Below are 19129 nucleotides of genomic sequence, written 5' to 3'. Positions count from 1 at the left end.
GGCGGCACCACCTCGACCCGCAGGGGATGGCCTTGCCTTCGCACGAAGACTGCCGATGCGCGGCGCCTGAGCTGAGCGATACCTTGCTGGATGGAACGCCGTACCGGCCCGTGCGCCGGCTCGGGCGAGGGGGAATGGGCGAGGTGATCGAGGCGGCGCACGTGGGCCTCGACAAGCCGGTGGTGGTGAAGCTCTTGCACCGCGACCTGAACCGCGAGCCGCGGCTCGTGGAGCGGATGCGCGTCGAGGCGCAGTCGCTGGCGCGGCTCGCCCACCCGAACCTGGTGACCGTCACCGATTTCGGGCGGACCGCCGAGGGGAGGACGTTCCTCGTGATGGAGCGGCTCTACGGCCGGACGATGCGCGAGGAGCTCGCGGCGCGCGGCGCGCTGCCGGCGATGGAGGCGCTCGATCTCGTGACGCAGACGCTGGCGGGCCTCGCCGCGGCGCACGGCGCGGGCATCGTTCACCGCGACGTGAAGCTCGAGAACCTCTTCGTGTGCGACGCGGATGCGCAGGGTCGGCGCGTGGTGAAGGTGCTCGACTTCGGGATCGCGAAGGTGGTCGCTCCGCGCGGCGATGGGCGCGCGCCGGCGCCGTCGCTCTATCAGACGGAGGAGGGGGTGCTCGTCGGTACGCCGCGCTATCTCTCGCCCGAGCAGGCTTGCGGGTTCGCCGTCGATGCGCGCACCGACGTGTATGCGGCCGGCGTGGTGCTCTACACGCTGGTCGCCGGTCGCGATCCGTTCGAGCATGTGAGGCGCGTCCACGAGCTCGTGCGCGCCCATGCGAGCGAGGTCCCCGCGCCGCCGTCGAGCCACGCGCCACGACCGGTGCCGCCGGAGCTCGACCGCGCGATCATGAGGGCGCTGGAGAAGAGCCCGGAGCTCCGTTTTCCGGACGCAGCGGCGTTCGCGGCGGAGCTGTCGCGCATCGCCGCGGGGCTTTCGGGACGGGTGGATGGCGGGTCGGTCAACCCGTCCGGGTCGTACTGGCAGCGCACGGCGCCGCTGACGCTGCCGCCGGTCCGGGCGCCGGCGCTCCCACCGACGTTGAGCGCGACCGTGAAGGCGTTCGGCCTCACGGCGCCGGACATGGCAGCGCGGCCCGCCCCAGGGGCTGCGCTGCAGCGGGCCTCGGAGGCGCACAGAAGCAGGCCGCGGCGCGCGCGACGGCCCGCGCGCGCTCAGGCCAGCTGGGCGGCCATGGGATTGCTGGTGGTGAGCGTGGTGCTCTTCGGCTTCACCCTGGCGCTGCTGGTGAGCTTCCTGGGCTGACAGGCGGGTACGGCGTCGTCGCCGCGGATGCCAGGAACGTCACCCGGTGTGACGAACCCGCTACGATGCGGGCTGCGGAATGGGAGCGCCGGCGCTGAGAGGGCAACCTGGGTCGGAAGGGTCAACCTCGGAGGGGTCAACCTAGGCGCGCGGTGGAGGTCAACCTGGGTGTGGGCCACGAGACAGCTCCGAGACAGCTCAACCTAGACAGCTCAACCTGGGTGCGGGCCAGAAAGCAGCTCGGCAGCTCAACCTGGGTGTGAACCGTCGGACCGTCGGCAGCTCAACCTGGGTGCGGACCGTCGGCAGCTCAACCTGGGTGCGGACCGTCGTGGACCGTGGATGCTGGATGGGTGCAAAAAAATCGATGTCGTGGCACACGGGAATTTTGGCAGCGCAGTATCGGACAACACGCGCGTGGTTCGCTGAGGAAGCAAAAAGGTGGCCAGGGTTAACTTTGCACGCTGTCGACCCGCGGAGCCGCGCCTCGCGCGACGTCATGGTCCGCGACACCGGCGCCTCCGGGCACCGGGAGCCGCCGCCGTCACGGACGTGACCGCGGCGGCTCCCGATGCCCGCGCCCTGCCATGGAGCGACCTTGGCATCGCTCCGGAGGGGGTGGTGACGCTTGGGTGCGTGGTGGTGGCGGCCGGGTGGAGTATCTTCGGGTCCATGCCGTGGCCCTGTCCCCGAGCGAGCTCCGAGGTACCGTGCGCGGACCAGCGCGCGTTCGACGCTGGCCTCCGGCGCCCCCGGGCTCGTCGGAGCGCTGCCGCGGCACCCGCCACGCCGTCTGCGGTGCAGCGGTCGAGGCAGATCACCTCGGGAGTGCGCCCATGACAGCGCGGCGTCTTGTACCGGGGGCTCGATGCGCTGCTGCTCACGTGGGGCAGCAGCGCGCCTTTTGCGCGTGGCGAGAGGGGCAGGCATGACCAACAGGAACGCGAACAAGAGCTCGCCAGGGCAGCCGGCGGCTCAGGGCGCTGCGGGCGACGCCGCGCCGCAGCAACCGACGCTGCCGCAGCAGCCGCCGCGCGGGTACGACACACCGAATTTTGCATCGCAAGAGCACCCCTCACCCGCGCAACAGCGAGCGCTTACGCAGGAGCCGCGCCGCAGACCTGAAGAAGGGAACACCGGCCCCGCAGCGCCGCCCGCGGAGCGGATGGTGCAGTGGGGCGAGCCCAGGCCGCGGCGCCGCCAGGATCGCGAGGCGGGGCCGAGCGACAAGCAGGTGTATGTTCCTCCGGTCACGCTGCCTCCGAACCGAGAGCACCAGGCGATGGATCAGCAGAAGATCCAGGTAGCGCCGTCGCTGTTGAAGGGCGTCGACGAACGGAACCGGCCGACGATGCGCAGGATCCCTGTGCAGGGGTTGTCGGGTCCGCCGACGGGGGCTCCCGATGGGCAGGGCGGCGTGCGTCCCGGTGGCGTCCGCACGGCCCGCGTCGGTGTGGGCAGCGGCGTCTGGCCGCCGCCCGAAGACGAGTCGTCCGGCTCGCGCGGGCAGTCGTCCCGGAAGCAGCGGCCGATCGCAGCGGCCGCTCCCCCGCCCTCAGCCGGCGCGCCTCGAGCGGGGCTGCAGCCGACCGCGGCGCGGTCCGACGACACCGCGGTGACCGCAGCGGCCGCCGCGGCGGTGCTCGCCGCGCGCCGCCGGCGGGCCCCGCTGGCGCTCTTCGCGTTGCTCGTGTTTCTGGGGAGCGCGACGGTCGCTGGCTTCTGGGTGCTGTGGCGCGCCGCCAACCCGACGAGCGAGCACGATCCGGCGCTGGCCGAGGGCGGCCGCGCTCCCTCGCCCGATCCCGCTGGCCTCGCGACGTCCACCCCGAGCGCGCAGCCCGAACCTCCGCCCCCGGTGGCGATCGAGCCGCCGCCCACCGCAGAGCGACCCGTTCCCGCCGTGCTCGAGGTTCCGACGGCGTCGCCCACGGCGGAGCCGAGCTCGCCGCCCGCTCACTCCGCGCCCACGGTCGCCGCCCGTCCGTCATCACCGCGCCCTGCTGTGCAGGTGCGGCGCCCCGTCAAGCCTTCGACGGCGGCGGACGACATCTACGACTCGGCTGTGAGCCCCCCCATCCCGCCCTCGGTCCCGCCGTCCGCGCCCTCTGCGTCGCCCACAACGCCCCCGGGGACGACCGCTCCCCCGCGTCCGTTCCCCTGAGGCGTCGCCTCTCCGGATTGCATTCCTCCCGCCAGCCACCATGCGAAAGCCATTCTTGAAATACCTGTCTCTACTCCTCCCGTGCGCGGCGGTTCTTCTGAGGCCGAGCGTCGCGAGCGCGACCGGCGAGGCTCGGCTGATGCCCAACTCTCCGACCGACGCCGCGCCCGCGACGTCGCGCGCGGGCGAGCGCGCCGCGCAGCTCTACCGGGAGGGGAACAGGTTCTACGATGAAGCGCGATTCGCCGAGGCCGAGGCGCGTTATCAGGCGGCGTGGGATCTCCAGCAGAGCTTTGACGTGGCCGGCAACCTCGGGAACGTCGAGCTGGAGGTGAACCAGCCCCGCGAGGCGGCCGAGCACCTCCTGTACGCGCTCAACACCTTTCCGCTCGGCGAGAAGGCCGAGAAGAAGAGCTTCCTGCAGAAGCGCCTCGCCGTCGCCAGGTCGCAGGTCGGCGCGCTTCGCATCAGCGTGAACGTCGACGACGCCGAGGTGCTCGTCGACGGCAAGGTCGTCGGGCATTCGCCCCTCGACACCCAGGTGTTCGTCGATCCCGGCAAGCGCACGATCGAGGCACGCCGCGCTGGCGCCAGGACGTCGACGTCGCTGCTCGTGGCGAGGGGCTCGGACCAGAGCATCGCCCTCAGCCTCGATTCGGGCCCGAGCATTCCGCTGGTGGTCGCGGGCGGGGCCGTCGGGCTGCTCGGGCTCGCGTCGGGCGTGACCTTCGCGATCCTCTCCACGGCAAAGGGCGAGTCCGCAGCGACGGAGCCGTTCGGCAGCGAGAGGCGCACCGACCTGCGCGACGCCCAGACCACGCTCGCCAACGTCTCGTTCTGGAGCTTCCTCGGCGGCGGCGTGGTGCTCGCGGGGACGGCCTTGTACGCGTTCTCCACGTCGAGCCGCCCGCCGGTCACGAAGGCCGGGCTCCCCCGGCTGTATGCCGCGCCCTTCGTCAGCGCGGAGGCGAACGGCCTGCTGCTGGGCGCGAGCTTCTAGGCCGGTGGGCGCTGCGCGCTCCACGTCTCGTCCCCGGGCTCAGCGCGGCTGGAAGTAACGGCCTACCTGCTCGCGGTACTCCTCGGGGACATCGCTGCGCTCGACACCGCCGACCTCCTGGGGACCCACGACACCGAGCGCGCTCTCGCCGCGCACATTGGCGGTGTCTCCGGCGCGCCCGGCTGCTCGGCCCGTCACGATCCCCGGCATCGGCCTACCCGGGTTGAGCCTCGCGCTGGCCCGTGAGCGCAGCTCACCCCCGGCGATCGCGCCGGTCTGCCCTTCGTGGCTGCCCGAGCCGCCGCCCTCCGAGTGACCTGGCTGCGCCGACCCCTGCTTGCCCGTCCCGCCCCCCGACGAGCCCTGCTGCCCGCCCTGTCCGCGCTCCTGGCCGCCCAACCCCGGTTGGCCTGACCCGCCTGCGATCGGCATCGGGAGCGGCGTCCCCCCGAGCTGCCCCTCGGCCTCGCCCGCCCCGCGCTGTGCATCGTCGAGCGCTCGTTGGCGCTTCGATTCCTCGCTGCCCGGGCCCCCCTCCTGGGCCATCTGGCGCAGCTGTTCCTCGAGCTGCTGCTGTCCGTCCAGCGTCTCGAGCTGCCGTGCGAGCTCGCGCATCTGCTCCTTTGACATGGGCTCTCCGAGCGCGCTCTCGGGCGACTGCGCCATTCGCTGCTTCAAGCGGTCGGCGAGCCGCTTGCGCTCCTCGGGGCTCAATTTTTCGAGCGCCTTCTCGAGGCTGCCAGCAAGCCGCCGCGCGTCGCGGTCGCTGCCGGTCCGGGCGAGCTCGCGGAGCGCGTCGCGCCCCTCGTCGCCGAGCCCGTCGCCGAGCGCCTCCGCCAGCTCCCTCAACGCGTCGGCCTGCTTGCCGCGCTGATCCAGCAGCTTGCGCTGTTCCTCGAGCGCCTTCGCCACGCCGGGGGCGCCGGCCCGCTTGGCGGCTTCGGCGGCCTCCTCGAGCACCTTCCTGGCCCGTTCGCGGTCGTCCCGTTCGAGCTTGTTCGCGAGCCGCGCCATCTCCTCGTCGAACGCGACGAGGTCGCGATCGCCGAGCGCCTTCGCAGCCCGCTTCAGCTGAGGGTCTTCTCCGAGCTTGCCGAGCGCCGACTCCATCCCATGACGCTGCTCGCCCTCGCCGAGCGATAGCCGCTCGGCCGTGATCGCGTCGCGGAGCCTGCCGAGCTCGGCCTGCGCTTCGCGGCGCTCGACGCCGCTCTTCAGCTTTTCGCGGAGCCGCTTCGCGTCGTCCGAGAGCTTCTTCAGCCGATCGTGCTGCTCCGCGTCCCGAGCGTCGATCTCGGAAAGCTGGATCACCCGCCCAAGGCCGGCGATCTCGGCGAGGCGTACCTGCTCGGCCCCGGGTGGGGGCGCTGCTGCCGCGGGCGCTGGTGGCAGAGGAAGCCAGCTGAGATAGCCAATGGCCGCTGCCGCGAGGGGCGCTCCGGCATGCCAGCGTCGCCCAAGGGGCGTGCGGACCTGCCGGGCGGTTGCGGCATCGAGGGCCGCGGTCGCGTGGGCGAACACCACCTCGCGGGCCGCGGATGCGCTGCCACGGGGCGCGCCGTCCGCCGCGTCCTCGGCTGCTGCGAGCTCGACGGCCGTGGAGACCGACTCGGCGGAGCCGAGCTTGCCGTCGAGAAACAACGCGACGTTCGGGTCAGTCCACCGGCGCCGGCGCGCCACCGCTGCGCCAGCCACGGCGCCGAGCAGGCCGCCCGCGGCCATCCAGGGGCGCAGCGCGCCTTGCCGCATGTGCCAGGCGACCGCCGCGCCTACCGCGCCGAGCATCATCCCAGCGGCGGCGCCGGTGAGGATCAGATCGAGCGCGAGCCGCCGCCGGACGCGGCGAGACCACCGAACGAACGCGGCGCTGAACCTCCGCCGGGGAGACGCATCGACCATGGATCGAGGTGTACCTGCGGGCCGACGCGCCGGCCAGAGCTGCTTCGGGGCGCTCCTCCAAGCCTCATTGCGGCACGCCGTGCCCGACGTCGCGCCCGGTGCGAGCGCCTCGCGCGCTGTCGGGACGCCCTGTGGAGCGGCTTCGGTCGTCCTTGCGCGACGACGCGCCGCGGAGGAGCTGTCCTTGGACATATCGCGCTCCGCCCCCTCAGGGGACGAAGCACCATTTCAAGCGGAATGACGCGAACTCGAGGCGCGCTGGGACAACGTCCTGGGCAGCGCCGAGCAAGTTCAGGCCACAGTCAGCGAAAGAGAACTTGCATTCGTGCGAGTCCTCGGACGATGTCCGGAGCGTCGCGTGGCAAGAGCCATAAAAAAGCGCATCGTCGACGTACATTCGCATGTTCACGACAGCAGCGTCGCCGCCCTTGCGCTTGCTGCCGAGCAGATGGAGATCGAGGTAGTAGAAGCCCCTCCTGTCCTTCGAGTGATCCACCAGCTCCAGATTGGTTTCGCCATTGATGTGGGAGCAGTCAACGTCCCAGCTGTCGTCGAATCCGGCGACAGGCAGCTTGCCGCTATCGCCCGTGTCAAGCACCAAGCTCTCCCCGTTCACGGTCATGACCGCCATGCCGTACGCTTCAGGAATTTCCGGGCTAGTAGAGCACCCGAACGGCGAGAGCGACAGCACGAGGCCTTGGGCGAGGAGGGGTCGGTGCATGGGAGTTCTCCAGCAGCATGGCGGGCGAGAGCATCGCACGAGGTCGACAACCATGAACGCGCGCAATGTGGTTGATCCATGCGCCGTGCCAGATGTCAACCGGAAACGGAGGCCGCTGTTGGCCTGTGCCACCGGAAACGGAGGCCGCTGTTGGGCCCGTGCCGAGCTGACTGCCGGGCTGACCGACGTTGCCGTTGACTGTCGACCTGACCGACGTTGCCGGTCTGCCGGCCCGGCCGGTCTGACCGACGTTGCCTTGGTGGTGAGACCCGATACGTGTTGTCTATGAGGCGGTCCCGGGCATAGGCCATGGCGGGCGCCGGCGGAAAACAGCAACCGCCAGGTTCTCGAAGATTCAAGTGTGCGAAATCATTGGCCGCAATCCGCGGCACGCATTTGGCATAGTCGGCAGCGATGAGCCAGCCCCGCGCTATCGTTGCAGGTGCCACCTATCTCCTCACACGACGCGCGTTGCGGCGACACCTCCTCTTCAGACCGGATGCCGCGATTACTCAGCTGATCATCTATGCGCTCGCGGTTTCGGCCAGGCGCTACGGCATTCGCCTGCATGCATTGTGTGCTATGTCCACGCACCTGCACATCGTCATCACTGACGTCGAAGGCGTGCTTCCGCGATTCCTGCAGCTGTTTCATCGCCTCGTGGCGCTGGGGACCAAGGTGCTCCGAACCTGGGAGGGGCCGGTGTGGGGCCACGAAGCAACCAGCGTTGTTCGCCTCTTGACGCGGGCGGCCGTGGTGGAAAAGATTTCATATTCACTGGCGAACCCGGTCGAGGCGGGGTTGGTGCGACGTGCGAAGGAATGGCCGGGAGCGAAGGTGCTCGTCAACGAAATCGGCCGCGGTGAGCTGCGGGCGAGGCGTCCTGACGTCTACTTTGCTCCGAACAATCCTGTATGGCCCGAGGACGCCTCCATTGCGATCTCGCTTCCGCCAGCCGTGGCGGATGATGACGCTGACGCCTTCCGGCGCGAGGTGGCGGCGGAGCTGGAGCGGAAGGAAGCCGAGGCGCACGCCGCGATGCATCGAGCTGGCCGCGGTTTCCTCGGCCCCGAGCGCGCATGCACGGTGTCGCCCGACGCTCGCGCGACGAGCTTCGAGGCGCCTCTCGGCCTCAATCCGACGTTTGCGGTGGGGAGAGGACATGCAGACGCACGAAGGACCGCGGTTGCCGCTGTCCGGGCATTTCGCGCAGCGTACCGCGAGGCGCTTCAACGATGGCGTGCAGGGCTGCGCAGCGTGGTGTTTCCGGCACAAACGTGGTGGATGCGCGTATTCCATGGCGTGGCCGTGAACGATGATCCGCTCGTAGCGTAAAAGGAACGATCGGGATGCCGACGCGGCACCTGGGCTGCTGAACGAGGGCGAGTGAGCGGCAGACGCCCTCCGTTCGCGTGCATGAACGCGCACCTGGTTTTCGTGGGAAACTACACGTCAAGGGCGCCGGGATTGCGTGAGCCGGCTTGGTGGTCGAGGGGGCGCGGGCGGTCCGTGCGTGTCGCTATAATGGTAGGGGGAGCTCGATGTACGGCTCGGTGATCCGGCCGACGACGATATCGCGCATCTGCGTCCCATAGTAGGTCGATCCCGATTGCGTGCTCCAGGCGTGTCCCACGATCGTCCCGTTGCTGTTGGCATAGAGGCGCATGACGCCCCTGCCAACACCGGCGTGCCAGGAGCCGTCCGCGTTGCGCCGGGTGTCGGTTGTCCCGTGGCCCGTGGTGCTCGAGTCGAGGACGAGGAGCGAGTACTGGATTGTCCCCGTGACGAACGGATAGGTCGCCACGCGTGGCACCGCAGCGCCTGCCGCGATGGCGACGTGCCCGCTCGCCGTGCTCCCCGCCGGATACTCGATCGCGACGATATCGCCGGCCTCGATCTCGCTCACCGTCACGATCTGCTCGAAGCCGACCTCCTCGATGATCTTATCGTGGTAAAGCGCGGCGTTCGGGCTCATGCTGCCGAACCATGTATTGATGTCGTAGGCGGACAGCTGATAGGCCTGCTTGAGGACGTTCGTGACGAACGACGCGCACAGGCTGCGGCTCCGGTAATCCGTGGATCCTCCGACGCCGGCCCAATAAACATAGGTCGTTCCGTTTCCATATTCGTTGTTTGCCGGTGCGATGTGGGTCACGAGCGTGTCGGCCCAGTAGAAATGGTCCGGCTCTCCGGCCGTCTGGCCCTTTGCCGGGCGCGGCGCGAGCAGGCTCACCCCGGCCAGAACGATGGCCGGGAGCGCGCGAACAGCAGCTCTCGAGCTCATGCGCTTCAATGCATTCATGATTTCCTCCCGTGTGGAATCGATGGCCCCGCGTAGGCTGGTCACACCGGTGTCGGCCTCATCGCGGGCATCGCCGCGGAGCGCCGGCAAAGCGAAGTTGCGCACCAAGCCACCGAACATACGCCGAACGAGCGATCTCTTCAATCACCGGTACGAAGGCGGCACGCGGGCCGTGCGCGATTCTGCGTGGATAGTATTCCCCTCATTTCCACAGGCTGTCTCCTCGCGGCGACCTCCGTGCACGTCTTCGCAGATCCGCGCGTCGATGCCCACCGCAGGGGCGGCGCTGCGGTGGCGCCGGGATCACGGCCGGTACGGAGAGGGCGCGGCCGTCGCGACCGACGTTGCGACCGACGTTGCGCCCGACGCGTGGCCGTGGCCGTCGCGACCGAGGTTGCGCCCGACGCGACCGACGTTGCGCCCGACGGCCCCCGACGCGACCGAGGTTGCGCCCGACGCGTGGCCGTGGCCGTCGCGACCGAGGTTGCGCCCGACGCGACCGACGTTGCGTCCGACGTTGCGCCCGACGTCGACTGGAGGGCGGCGATGTCGCACGGATCGGCCCATCCCGGGCGCTCGGGGCTCGCGCTCGCTGGCGAAGCGCGCCCGCCCGCGCCGCGTGGCGCGCGGGTCCTGGCGGCTCGCCGGGGACGAACTCCGCCGTTTTGTTGACAGATCCGCGCAGTTCGATTGGATGGCCGCGTGCCCCCCGTGAAGCGCGCATCGACCAACCTCCACCCCACCCTGACGCTCGGCGACGCGCTGGAGCACTACGCCTCCTGGCCGAGACCCACCGTGATTGTCTCCGACGGTGCTTATGGTGTCTCCGGTTTTCCCGGCGATCCCCCGACGCACGACGGGCTCGCCGCGTGGTACGCGCCCCACGTCGCCGTCTGGTCGGAGCGCGCCTTGCCGTCCGCCACCCTCTGGTTCTGGGGGACGGAGATCGGCTGGGCGACGGTTCACCCGCTGCTCGAGCAGCACGGCTGGGAGTACCGGACCTGCCACGTCTGGGACAAGGGAATCGCCCACATCGCGGGCAACGCGAACACCCGGACCCTGCGCAAGTTCCCCGTGGTGAGCGAGGTGTGCGTGCAGTACGTGCGCAAGGTCCTCCTGGAGAGCGCCGGCGTGCGGCTGCCCCTCAAGACCTGGCTGCGGCATGAATGGGAGCGCTCGGGCCTCCCCCTGCGCCAGACGAACGAGGCATGCGGCGTGAAGAACGCGGCCACGAGGAAGTACTTCACCCGCTGCCACCTCTGGTATTACCCCCCGGCCTCGGCGTTCGAGCAGATCGCCGCCTTCGCGAACGCGCGCGGCCGCCCCGAGGGGCGACCCTACTTCTCGGTCGATGGCAAGCGGCCGTTGACGGGCGAGGAGTGGGCTACCCTGAGAGCCAAGTTCCATTGCGAGGTCGGCGTGACCAACGTCTGGCAGGAGCCGGCGGTCCGCGGCCCCGAACGCTTCAAGGAGGACACCCGGTCGATCCACGGCAACCAGAAGCCCCTCAAGCTGCTCGATCGCATCATCCGCGCATCGTCCGATCCAGGCGATGTCGTCTGGGAGCCATTCGGGGGGCTCTGCTCCGTCGCGGTGGCGGCCTTCAACGCAGGGAGGCGCTGCTACAGCGCCGAGATCGCGCCCACGTACCACGCCGTCGCGTCGCGCCGCCTCGCGAAGTGCGCGCCGCAGCCGCGCGTCGAGATCTCGGCGGCCTGACGGTCGGTATCGGCCCCGCTCGTCCGCATGGTAGCCTGCTCCCCCATGGCGACGCCGAAGATCGTGACCGTGGGAGGGGGGACGGGCCATTACACGCTCCTCACCGGCCTGCGTGACCTGAGCGTCCGTATCACCGCGATCGTGACCATGATGGACTCGGGCGGGAGCTCCGGGAGGCTCCGGGACGAGTACGGCCTCCTGCCGCCAGGCGACTTCACGCGTTGCCTCGTCGCCCTGTCCGAGCACCCGGAAGCGCTGAAGGAGCTGCTCGGCCACCGCTTCCGCTCGGGGAGCCTCGGGGGGCACACCCTGCGCAACCTGATATTCACCGCGGTGCAGGAGCTCACCGGCTCGCTCCCCCTCACGGTCGAGCGCCTGCACGAGATCTTCTCCGTCAAGAACCGCGTCCTCCCGGTCACGATGGATCACGTCGATCTCGTGATGCACCTCGAGAACGACCGGACCATCCGCGGCGAAGCGTCGATTGACAACCTCTCCGACATGCTCGATGCGCCGGTGCTCTCGGTCTATCTGGATCCCGAGGCCCAGGCGTATCCAGCGGCGCTCGACGCGATCGCGGAGGCCGATCTCATCATCCTCGGGCCGGGAGATCTTTACACGAGCCTCGTGCCGAACCTCCTGGTCAAGGGGGTGCGCGAGGCCATCGCGGCGAGCCGCGCCCGCGCGATGTTCGTGTGCAACCTGATGACGAAGCCCAACGAGACCCCCGGCTACACGGTCGAGGACTTCGTGGGGACCATCGCCATGTACCTCGGCGAGGCCCGGCTCGACGCGGTGCTCGTCAACGACGTCTGGCCCTCCGAGGGCCTCGAGGAGTACGCCTCCGCCGGCTCTGAGCCGGTCGTGACCTCGCCGGACAAACCGCTCGCCTCCGACCTCCTCGTCCCTGCCGACCTGCTGTTCGGCGGCAAGCTGATTCGCCACGACCCGCGCAAGCTCTCGGCCGCGATCGTCTCGCTCGCCCGCCAGCGCTCGTGGTGGTGAGGCCTCGGGCCGGCGTGGCCGCGCGCGACGATCAGGCGGCCTCCGGTGCATCGGGCATATAAAAAGGCGTGTTGACGATCACGATGCCCTTCCCGCCCCGGAAGAGAAGGAGCCATTTGAGGACCGATGCCGTGTGGTTGTGGAGCAGGTAATGGTACCAGCGTGACTCGATCACCTCTGGCACGACGACTGCCACCTGCCGGTCCGGGTGGGCGTGCGCGAGGGTCGTGACGAAGCGGAGCAGCGGCCTGAAGAGCCGCCGGTAGCGAGACCGCACCACCGAGAGCCGCGGCGCCGGCACCCCCTTCTCCTTCGCGGGCTCCTCCACCAGATCGTGCCATTCGCCGCTCAGGTCCTCGACGCGAGGATCGTCGAGGAGCACCTGGAGCGCGTAGACCTCGGGCGAGAGACGGAGCGCGAAGCGGAGCCCCTTCTGCGCCACGAGATCCCAGCGCCTGATCGGGACCACCACGATCGGCGGCGGAGGCGGGGTGAGGTCGAGCGGCGCGCGGGCGCGAACCGCCTCGTCGATGCGCTTGTAGTGGCGTCGCACATTGCAGAAGATGAGAAAAGCCCCGAGCACGAGCAGGGTCGAGATCCACGCCCCCTCGGTGAACTTCGAGATGATGATGACGACGAGCGTGACGGCCGTGGCCGTGGCGCCGGTCGCGTTGACGGCGAGGTGGAGCCGGGAGCGCTTGCCGCCGACCCTGCGCCAGTGCGCGGTCATCCCCGCCTGCGACATCGTGAAGGCGAGGAACGCGCCCACCGCGAAGAGCGGGATGAGGGCGTCGGTGATGCCCTGGAAGACGACGAGCAGGAGGGCCGAGAGCCCGGCGAGGACGCCGATTCCGTAGGAGAAGGCGAGGCGCCTGCCGCGGTGGATGAAGGGCTCGGGCAGGAAGCGATCGAGCGCGAGGAGCTGACCGAGGCGCGGGAAGTCGGCGAAGCTGGTGTTGGCCGAGAGCATGAGCACCGCCACCACGGCGGCCAGGGTCACGTAGTAGAACGGGCCGCGCCCCACGACCGCGCCGACGATCTGCGAGACGATGCTCTGATAGCCGCTCTTGCCGGGCTCGGTGGCGGTGATGCCGTATGCCCGCGCGAGGATCGCGATCCCGGCGAGCAGGATGCCGAGCGAGGCGACGATGTAGGAGAGCGTCCGGCGCGCCTGCTCGCTGCTCGGCTTGCGGAAGGCAGGGACGCCGTTGCTCACCGCTTCCACGCCGGTCATCGCGGTGCACCCGCTCGCGAAAGAGTGGCAGAGGAGCGCCAGGCTCGCGGTCCCGAGCGCGACCGGCAGCGAGGGCGGTGCGACCACCGGCGGCGGGTGCCCTCCGTGGAGGATCGTCTTCCCGATCCCGATCCCGATCACCGCGAAGAGACAGCCGAGGAATGCGTACGTCGGCACCAGGAACACGAGGCCTGCGGTGCGGAGCCCGCGCAGGTTGGCCGCGGTGAGCACGACGAGGACGGCGAGGCAGAGGCCCAGGGTGTGGGGCAGGAGCGAGGGCACCGCGGAGACCAGCGCGCCCACCCCCGCGGAGATGGCGACCGCCACGTTGAGCACGTAGTCGATGAGCAGCGCCGCCGCCGCGACGAGGCCGGCGCGCGTGCCGAGGTTCTCCTTCGCGACGATGTACGAGCCGCCGCCGTTCGGGTACGCGGCGATCGTCTGGCGGTACGATACGTAGACGATCGCGAGCAGCCCGATGACCAAGGCGCTGAGCGGCACGATGTAGTGAACGCCGAGCGCGCCGAGGGGGAGGAGCACGGTGAGCGCGGCCTCGGGGCCGTACGACGCGGAAGCGAGCGCGTCGAGGCCCAGGACCGGGATCCCGGAGAGCGGGCCGATCTGTTCCTTCTCCTCTTCATCCGAGGCCAGCCGCCGGCCGAACAGCACCGTCATGAGCGACATGGGTAAGGCAGCTCACGCAAGGCGTGTGCCGGGAGCGAGCTCCGTCGCGCGCGCGTCGGTCGGAGCCGCAGCGTGCAACCGGTGCTCCACGCTCGCGCCGAGCGCTCGTCAGCGGTGCTGCTCGAGCACGAGCGTCGCCTGCATGAGCGTGGCGGCAGCCCGCCGCATTCGAGGTTTGCAGGGCCAGCCTCTCCTCCGATGCGAGCCGATATCGTGTGAGCCGATCGATGTGGGATCATTTGCCACGCCCGGCCAAGTTGCCTCATCGCAGGCGGGCGCCCTCGCCTGCGAGCGCGCTCGCCGCTGGAGCAAGCGGCTCGCCCGCTGCCGCGCGAGCCGCGCGGGCGTACGCGTGGCAGCGCGCCGGCCGCCCCGGCGCTTGCGGCTGGTATGTGCTTCGCATGGCGCCGGGAGCTATCGCCACTTCCGTGGCTCATCATCTCAGGACGAGGTAGAGCGCTATGAGTATCGGTAACGACCAGTACACTTCAGGCGGGTACAAGAACGGGATTTACGAGGGCGGCTCGCAGGAGTCCGGCTCTCACGAGGCTGGCGCGCCGCAGACGCAGGGGGGCGAGGGCGCGGTGAGCCTCGACATGCTGCTGAAGTTCGCCAAGGACATCCAGACCAAGGTCAAGGACGTCCCGTACATCGTCCCGATCGCGATCGGCGGAGCGGCGTTTGCGATTGGCGTGCTCGCCAGCTCAAAGATCCTGCGCCAGCTCACCGTCCTCGCCGGCGGCTACGCGGTCAAGTATGCGATCCAGAACGTCCCCAGGGAGCCGATCATCGACTTCGCAAAGAAGGTCGTGTCCGACTCGTACCGGGCGTCGTCGAGGGCCTGAGCCAGAGACGCGCAGGGGCGCTCGCCCGCCTGCAGCCGTGCGTGCTCCGGCGGAAGGCAGCCCGACCTGAGATCCTACCTTCGCCGCGCCGGCGGCACGTGCCCCCGTTTCTGGCATCATGGAGGCGGTGGCGCGGACGCGCCGCCAGCGCGCGGCCGGGAGGACGCCATGGACATCCGGGAGAGCATCGAAGTCCGCTGGTTTCTGCCTGCGGACGACGCTCGGGCGGCGCGGCTCGTGTCGTGGTTCTCGCGTGCGTTCTCCGAGGCGCCCCGGCATGACCGCTACCGGCGCCTCCGGCGCGCCGATCTCGGGATCAAGAAGCGCGGCGGGCGGCCGAAGGGCCTGGAGGTCAAGTTTCGGGTCTGCACCTTCGGATCCATCCACCTCTCTCCCACGGTGCTGGGTGAGCTGGAGCGGTGGACGAAGCTCACCGTCTCGTCGACGGACGACGATGACAGCGGGTGGACGACTCTCACGAAGGAGCGCCGCGTGCGGGTGTTCGGGCTGGTGGGCGGGCGCGCCGTCGAGGTGATGGACGGCGCGCACCCCGGAGCCGGGTGCGCTGTCGAGCTGACGCGCGTCGCCGTGGCGGAAGGCGAGGGCGCGGCTGCTCCGGCGGCCTGGTCGCTGGGCCTCGAGGCGTTCGGTCCGCCAGCGATCCTGCTGGAAGCGCTCTACGCCGTGGGCCGCGCGGTGTTCGTGGAGGTACCCGACCTCGGCCTCACGTCCATTGAATCGAAGGGGTATCCGGCGTGGCTCGCCGAGCGGCTGGCGGAGCGGTGAGCGCAGGGGCTCGCCGCCGCGGCAGCCTGCCGATCCCTGAGCTCGACGTTGCGAACGGCGACGAACCAGCGACCATAATCCAGGAAAGAGTGGGTGTTTTCACGCTCCCAGCCGGCTGTGCGGCGCGTAACGTCGTCCTCTCTCATACGTCGTTGTAGATGTCGTCGTACGTGCCCCGTCGCCATGAGCCGCTGCGGCCGACTGTCTTCCCCCGAGAGCGTCGCATGCGATACCCTGCTGCCTTTCTGAGCTCCAGGGGAGTGCTCGTGTGATGAATGTTACTTCAGACGCCCTGTTCGCGGAGTTCTTCGCCAGCTGTCCAGAGCTGCTCTTCGTCGCCTCGGCGGCGGGCGGACTGCTTCACCAGAGCGATGCCTTGCGGGAGGTCATCGGTCCCGCGAGCGAGGGGGGCACCTCGCTCGCAGAGCTCGCTCACCCGGACGATCGCGCAGCGCTCCTTGCAGCATGGGCGAAGCTCGAGCAGACCCGCGAGCCCGTCTCGTTCCGCGTCCGCCTCCGCGACGCGCGCGGGGCGTATCGGCCGCTGCTGTGCAATGCGAGGCGATCGCCCGATCGCAGCGCGGTCTTCGGATCGCTCCAGCCGACCTCCGAGAGCGATGACAAGGAGCTGGCGACCCTCCGTGACAAGGCGCGCATGCTGGACAGCATCGCCGAGCACGTGGACAACCTGGTTCTCTGGGCGATCGACAGGGAGGGAGTCTGTTTCTATCACGGCGGCAAGGGGCTCGGGGCCGCCGGGCTCAAGCCCGGGCAGCTCGTCGGGGCCAGCTGGTTCGACATCTATGCGGACAAGCCGGAAACGACTGGCATCAACCTCTCCGCCGCGGATCTGCGCCAATGGTTCGACGGGGAGGTGCGCGGCTTCCGCACCGACGCGTTCGGCGCTTACTGGGACAACTGGATCACCCCGCTCCAGGACGAGCGCGGAGGGCCCGTGTGCGGCGTGCTCGGGCTGGCGCTCGACATCTCGGAGTCCAAGCGCACGGAGGAGGAGCTGCGCGCTCAGCTGCAGCAGATCGAGGCGCAGCAGAAGGTCATTCGCGATCTCTCCACGCCGATCATCGAGGTCTGGGACGGCGTGCTCACGCTGCCGATGGTGGGGACGGTCGACAGCATGCGCACCGCCGACGTGATGGATAGCCTGCTCTCGAAGATCGTGGAGAAGCAGGCGCGCTTCGCCATCCTCGACCTGACGGGCGTCGAGGTGGTCGACACGAAGGTCGCGAGCCACCTGATCGAGCTCGTCACGGCGATCCGGCTGCTCGGGGCGGACGGGATCGTCGCGGGCATCAAGCCGAACGTCGCGCAGACGATGGTCGCGCTCGGGCTCGACCTCTCGCAGCTCAACACGCAGCGCAACCTCCGCGCTGCGCTCCAGCATGCGATCCGGAGCATGACCCGCCCGGAGAACCCCCCGCGCAACGGCGCTGCGACGCCCGGCGCCGGCGCAGGCGCCGCGACGCCCGGCCTGCTGGCGCGGGGCTGACCGCGGCGCGTCACGGGAGCTCGCCGCCGCCGCAGAGCAGCGCGGCGAGCTCCTCCGTCCGCTCCGGCGTCGCGAGGTCCCCGGCTGTGACGGTGATCGCGCGGATCCCCTCGGCTCTCCAGCCGCCGTGCTCGCGCTCCGGGGCCGCCGTGATCCGGACGCGCATGAGCTCGCCGGACGCCACGACCGCGAGCTCCACGCCCTCGCCCTCCGGCCCGTCACCGCGGCGGATGGTCACCGCCACCGCGCCGCGCGCCGCGAGCGCCCGCGCGAGCCGGGCCTCCGGCGCCGCCGCGCCGCCGAGCGGGTAGAGCGCCGTGGCGAGCTCCACGGACGCGATCGCCTCGGAGGCGCGCGTCCCCGCGTCGCGCACCGCCCGCCGCAGCCGCTCCGCGCGCTCGCCGTCGCGGTCGAGCGCCGCGCGATCCGCTGGCTCGAGCCGCACCACGCAGCGCACCAGCGCGGCGCCCCCGCTAGCGACCTGCGCCGCCTCGAGCCGCGCGCGGCGGAGCATCGCCGCGCCCCGCGCGTCGCCCGACGCCTCGAGCAGGGCCGCCGCGCCGCCGAGCACCGCGTCCGGAGCCGGCCGCTCCGGCGCCGCCGGGAGGGCGGCCTCCCGGTAGATCTGGCTCCACCCGCGCCCGACGCCGGGCAGGCGCAGCACCAGCGACAGATCGGCGAGCTCCGTCTCCGGCGTGCGGACCGCGCTCGCGAACGCCTCCTTCACCGCCGCGAGGCGGCTCGGATCCGCGGTGAGCGCCGCGAACTCGGGCGCGTCGACGGCCAGCGAGAGGCGCGACGCGCTCACCTCGCGCGACCCCAGCGTCCACCGCTGGGGCGGGGCGGCGAGCGCGAGCTCCCCGCCGGCGACGAGGGCGGAGAGCCCGCGCTCGCCGCGCGCCTCGAGCAGCGCCGCGGCCGCGGCCTTGAGCGCGGTCAGCGCCGGGATCACGCCCCGCCCATGCGCCCGCGCCGCGCCGTCCGCTGCTCCTCGATCGCCGCCTCCTCTTCGAGGGCTGCCTCGGCCTCGCGCTGCGCCTCGGCGTCGACCGCGCGTTGCCCCTGCTGGACGCGCACGGGCTTCGCCTCGGTGGCCGCCGCCTCGGCCATCGCGACCGCCGCGTGCCGCACGTCGTCGTACGGCTTCGCGAGGTCGAAGATCACCTTGGTGTTGCCCTGGCTCAGGTTCGCCAGCGCCTCGAAGCGGCGCAGCTCCATCGCCCCGGGCGAGCGCGCGAGGATGCCCGCCGCCTCCGCGAAGTTCTTCGCGCTCTCCACGTCGGCCTCGCTCTTGATGACCACGTAGCGCCGATCGCGCTCGGCGATCGCCCCCTTCGCGAGCACCTCCTGCATCTGGGGCGGCAGCGCGATGTCCTGGAGTCCGATCATCTCCACATGCAGGCCCCACGCGGCCGCCACCGCCTCGACCTGCGCGCGCACCTTGGCGGCGACCTCCTCGCGGTGCGCGAGGAGCTCGTCGAGCCGCGTCTCGCCCACCACGTCGCGCAGCACGACCTTCGCGCGATCCTTCATCGCCGTCTCGTAGTTCTCGACGGCCAGCGTGGCCTTCTCCGGATCGACGACGCGGTAATAGACGACCGCGTCGACCATCGTGGTCACGTTGTCGCGGGTGATCACCATCTGCTGGAGGAGATCGCGGTTCTTCATCCGCGTGTCGATGCGCCGCAGCTCCTGGATCCCCGGGAGGAACAGCGTCACCCCGGGGGATACGCGGCCGGTCAGCTTCCCGAGCGTGAAGCGCAGCGCGGCCTCCCACTGGTTGATCTGCCGCAGCCCCGACAGGAGGTAGAGCGCGGCGAACAGCCCGAGCACGGTGAGGATCAGCGACATCGCTCGCGACTCTAGCAGAGCGGATGGCGCGGACCGCGCGTCGGCGGGCGTCCGGACGTTCGCGCCCGCTCGCGGGCGCCCAGGCGCGGCTTCGACCTGGTGTCGTTGTCCGGGCGGTGTACTCTCGCTCCCTCG

Annotated in this window: 15 protein-coding genes; 9 read left to right on the top strand and 6 right to left on the bottom strand. The window is 70.5% G+C overall.

Going from position 1 to position 19129, the window contains the following annotated elements:
• Positions 1-83 precede the first annotated feature (83 nt).
• The 3 genes from WMF34_RS37405 to WMF34_RS37395 all read left to right on the top strand — a co-directional run bounded on the left by WMF34_RS37405 (position 84) and on the right by WMF34_RS37395 (position 4441).
• Entirely contained in the window at positions 84-1277 is a 1194-nt protein-coding gene (locus WMF34_RS37405; protein WP_437990794.1) for a serine/threonine-protein kinase, read from the top strand.
• Between the two features lie 928 nt (positions 1278-2205).
• Positions 2206-3441 carry a hypothetical protein gene (locus WMF34_RS37400; protein WP_157907185.1) on the top strand — a complete coding sequence of 412 codons (1236 nt, stop codon included), beginning with the start codon at positions 2206-2208 and terminating at the stop codon, positions 3439-3441.
• Positions 3442-3580: 139 nt separating this feature from the next.
• Positions 3581-4441: a hypothetical protein gene (locus WMF34_RS37395; protein ID WP_012239975.1), complete on the top strand. Its 861-nt coding sequence runs from the start codon at positions 3581-3583 to the stop codon at positions 4439-4441.
• A 39-nt stretch (positions 4442-4480) separates the two neighbouring features.
• On the opposite strand, the gene WMF34_RS37390 is transcribed toward WMF34_RS37395, so the two are convergent.
• Complete coding sequence (locus tag WMF34_RS37390; protein WP_157907183.1) at positions 4481-6340, bottom strand: hypothetical protein; 1860 nt, start codon at positions 6338-6340, stop codon at positions 4481-4483.
• A 208-nt stretch (positions 6341-6548) separates the two neighbouring features.
• Positions 6549-7061 carry a hypothetical protein gene (locus WMF34_RS37385; protein ID WP_012239973.1) on the bottom strand — a complete coding sequence of 171 codons (513 nt, stop codon included), beginning with the start codon at positions 7059-7061 and terminating at the stop codon, positions 6549-6551.
• A 414-nt stretch (positions 7062-7475) separates the two neighbouring features.
• On the opposite strand from WMF34_RS37385, the gene WMF34_RS37380 reads away from it, so the two are divergent.
• Positions 7476-8396: a transposase gene (locus tag WMF34_RS37380; protein WP_437990793.1), complete on the top strand. Its 921-nt coding sequence runs from the start codon at positions 7476-7478 to the stop codon at positions 8394-8396.
• Positions 8397-8580: 184 nt separating this feature from the next.
• Here the strand turns inward: WMF34_RS37380 and WMF34_RS37375 are convergent, their stop codons facing one another.
• Positions 8581-9468, bottom strand: a complete 888-nt coding sequence (locus WMF34_RS37375; RefSeq protein WP_231865087.1) for a hypothetical protein — start codon at positions 9466-9468, stop codon at positions 8581-8583.
• A gap of 597 nt (positions 9469-10065) precedes the next feature.
• Between WMF34_RS37375 and WMF34_RS37370 the strand changes: the two genes are divergently transcribed.
• Positions 10066-11082 (top strand): DNA methyltransferase, encoded by a 1017-nt coding sequence (locus tag WMF34_RS37370; protein ID WP_437990792.1) that lies wholly within the window; start codon positions 10066-10068, stop codon positions 11080-11082.
• A gap of 45 nt (positions 11083-11127) precedes the next feature.
• Positions 11128-12087 (top strand): gluconeogenesis factor YvcK family protein, encoded by a 960-nt coding sequence (locus WMF34_RS37365; RefSeq protein WP_157907182.1) that lies wholly within the window; start codon positions 11128-11130, stop codon positions 12085-12087.
• 31 nt (positions 12088-12118) lie between these two features.
• Here the strand turns inward: WMF34_RS37365 and WMF34_RS37360 are convergent, their stop codons facing one another.
• The gene (locus WMF34_RS37360; RefSeq protein ID WP_012239967.1) at positions 12119-14005 is read right to left on the bottom strand and encodes an APC family permease; all 1887 of its coding nucleotides are present in this window, start codon (positions 14003-14005) and stop codon (positions 12119-12121) included.
• A 461-nt stretch (positions 14006-14466) separates the two neighbouring features.
• Between WMF34_RS37360 and WMF34_RS37355 the strand changes: the two genes are divergently transcribed.
• The 3 genes from WMF34_RS37355 (at position 14467) to WMF34_RS37345 (ending at position 17143) form a co-directional block, all read left to right on the top strand.
• The gene (locus tag WMF34_RS37355) at positions 14467-14850 is read left to right on the top strand and encodes a hypothetical protein (protein ID WP_012239966.1); all 384 of its coding nucleotides are present in this window, start codon (positions 14467-14469) and stop codon (positions 14848-14850) included.
• A 168-nt stretch (positions 14851-15018) separates the two neighbouring features.
• Complete coding sequence (locus WMF34_RS37350) at positions 15019-15636, top strand: hypothetical protein (protein WP_012239965.1); 618 nt, start codon at positions 15019-15021, stop codon at positions 15634-15636.
• A 271-nt stretch (positions 15637-15907) separates the two neighbouring features.
• Entirely contained in the window at positions 15908-17143 is a 1236-nt protein-coding gene (locus tag WMF34_RS37345) for an STAS domain-containing protein (protein WP_012239964.1), read from the top strand.
• Positions 17144-17153: 10 nt separating this feature from the next.
• Here WMF34_RS37345 and WMF34_RS37340 read toward each other — a convergent pair whose 3' ends face one another.
• Both WMF34_RS37340 and WMF34_RS37335 read right to left on the bottom strand, forming a co-directional pair.
• Positions 17154-18095, bottom strand: coding sequence for a hypothetical protein (locus tag WMF34_RS37340; protein ID WP_012239963.1), 942 nt, complete (start codon positions 18093-18095; stop codon positions 17154-17156).
• Positions 18092-18994, bottom strand: coding sequence for a slipin family protein (locus WMF34_RS37335; RefSeq protein ID WP_012239962.1), 903 nt, complete (start codon positions 18992-18994; stop codon positions 18092-18094). Before WMF34_RS37335 ends, WMF34_RS37340 begins: the two co-directional genes overlap by 4 nt.
• Between the last annotated feature and the right edge of the window lie 135 nt (positions 18995-19129).

Origin of the sequence: Sorangium sp. So ce145 (genome assembly GCF_051525985.1) — a bacterium.
GTDB classification, from domain to species: domain Bacteria; phylum Myxococcota_A; class Polyangia; order Polyangiales; family Polyangiaceae; genus Sorangium; species Sorangium cellulosum_B.
This window is presented reverse-complemented; position numbering and strand designations above follow the sequence as displayed.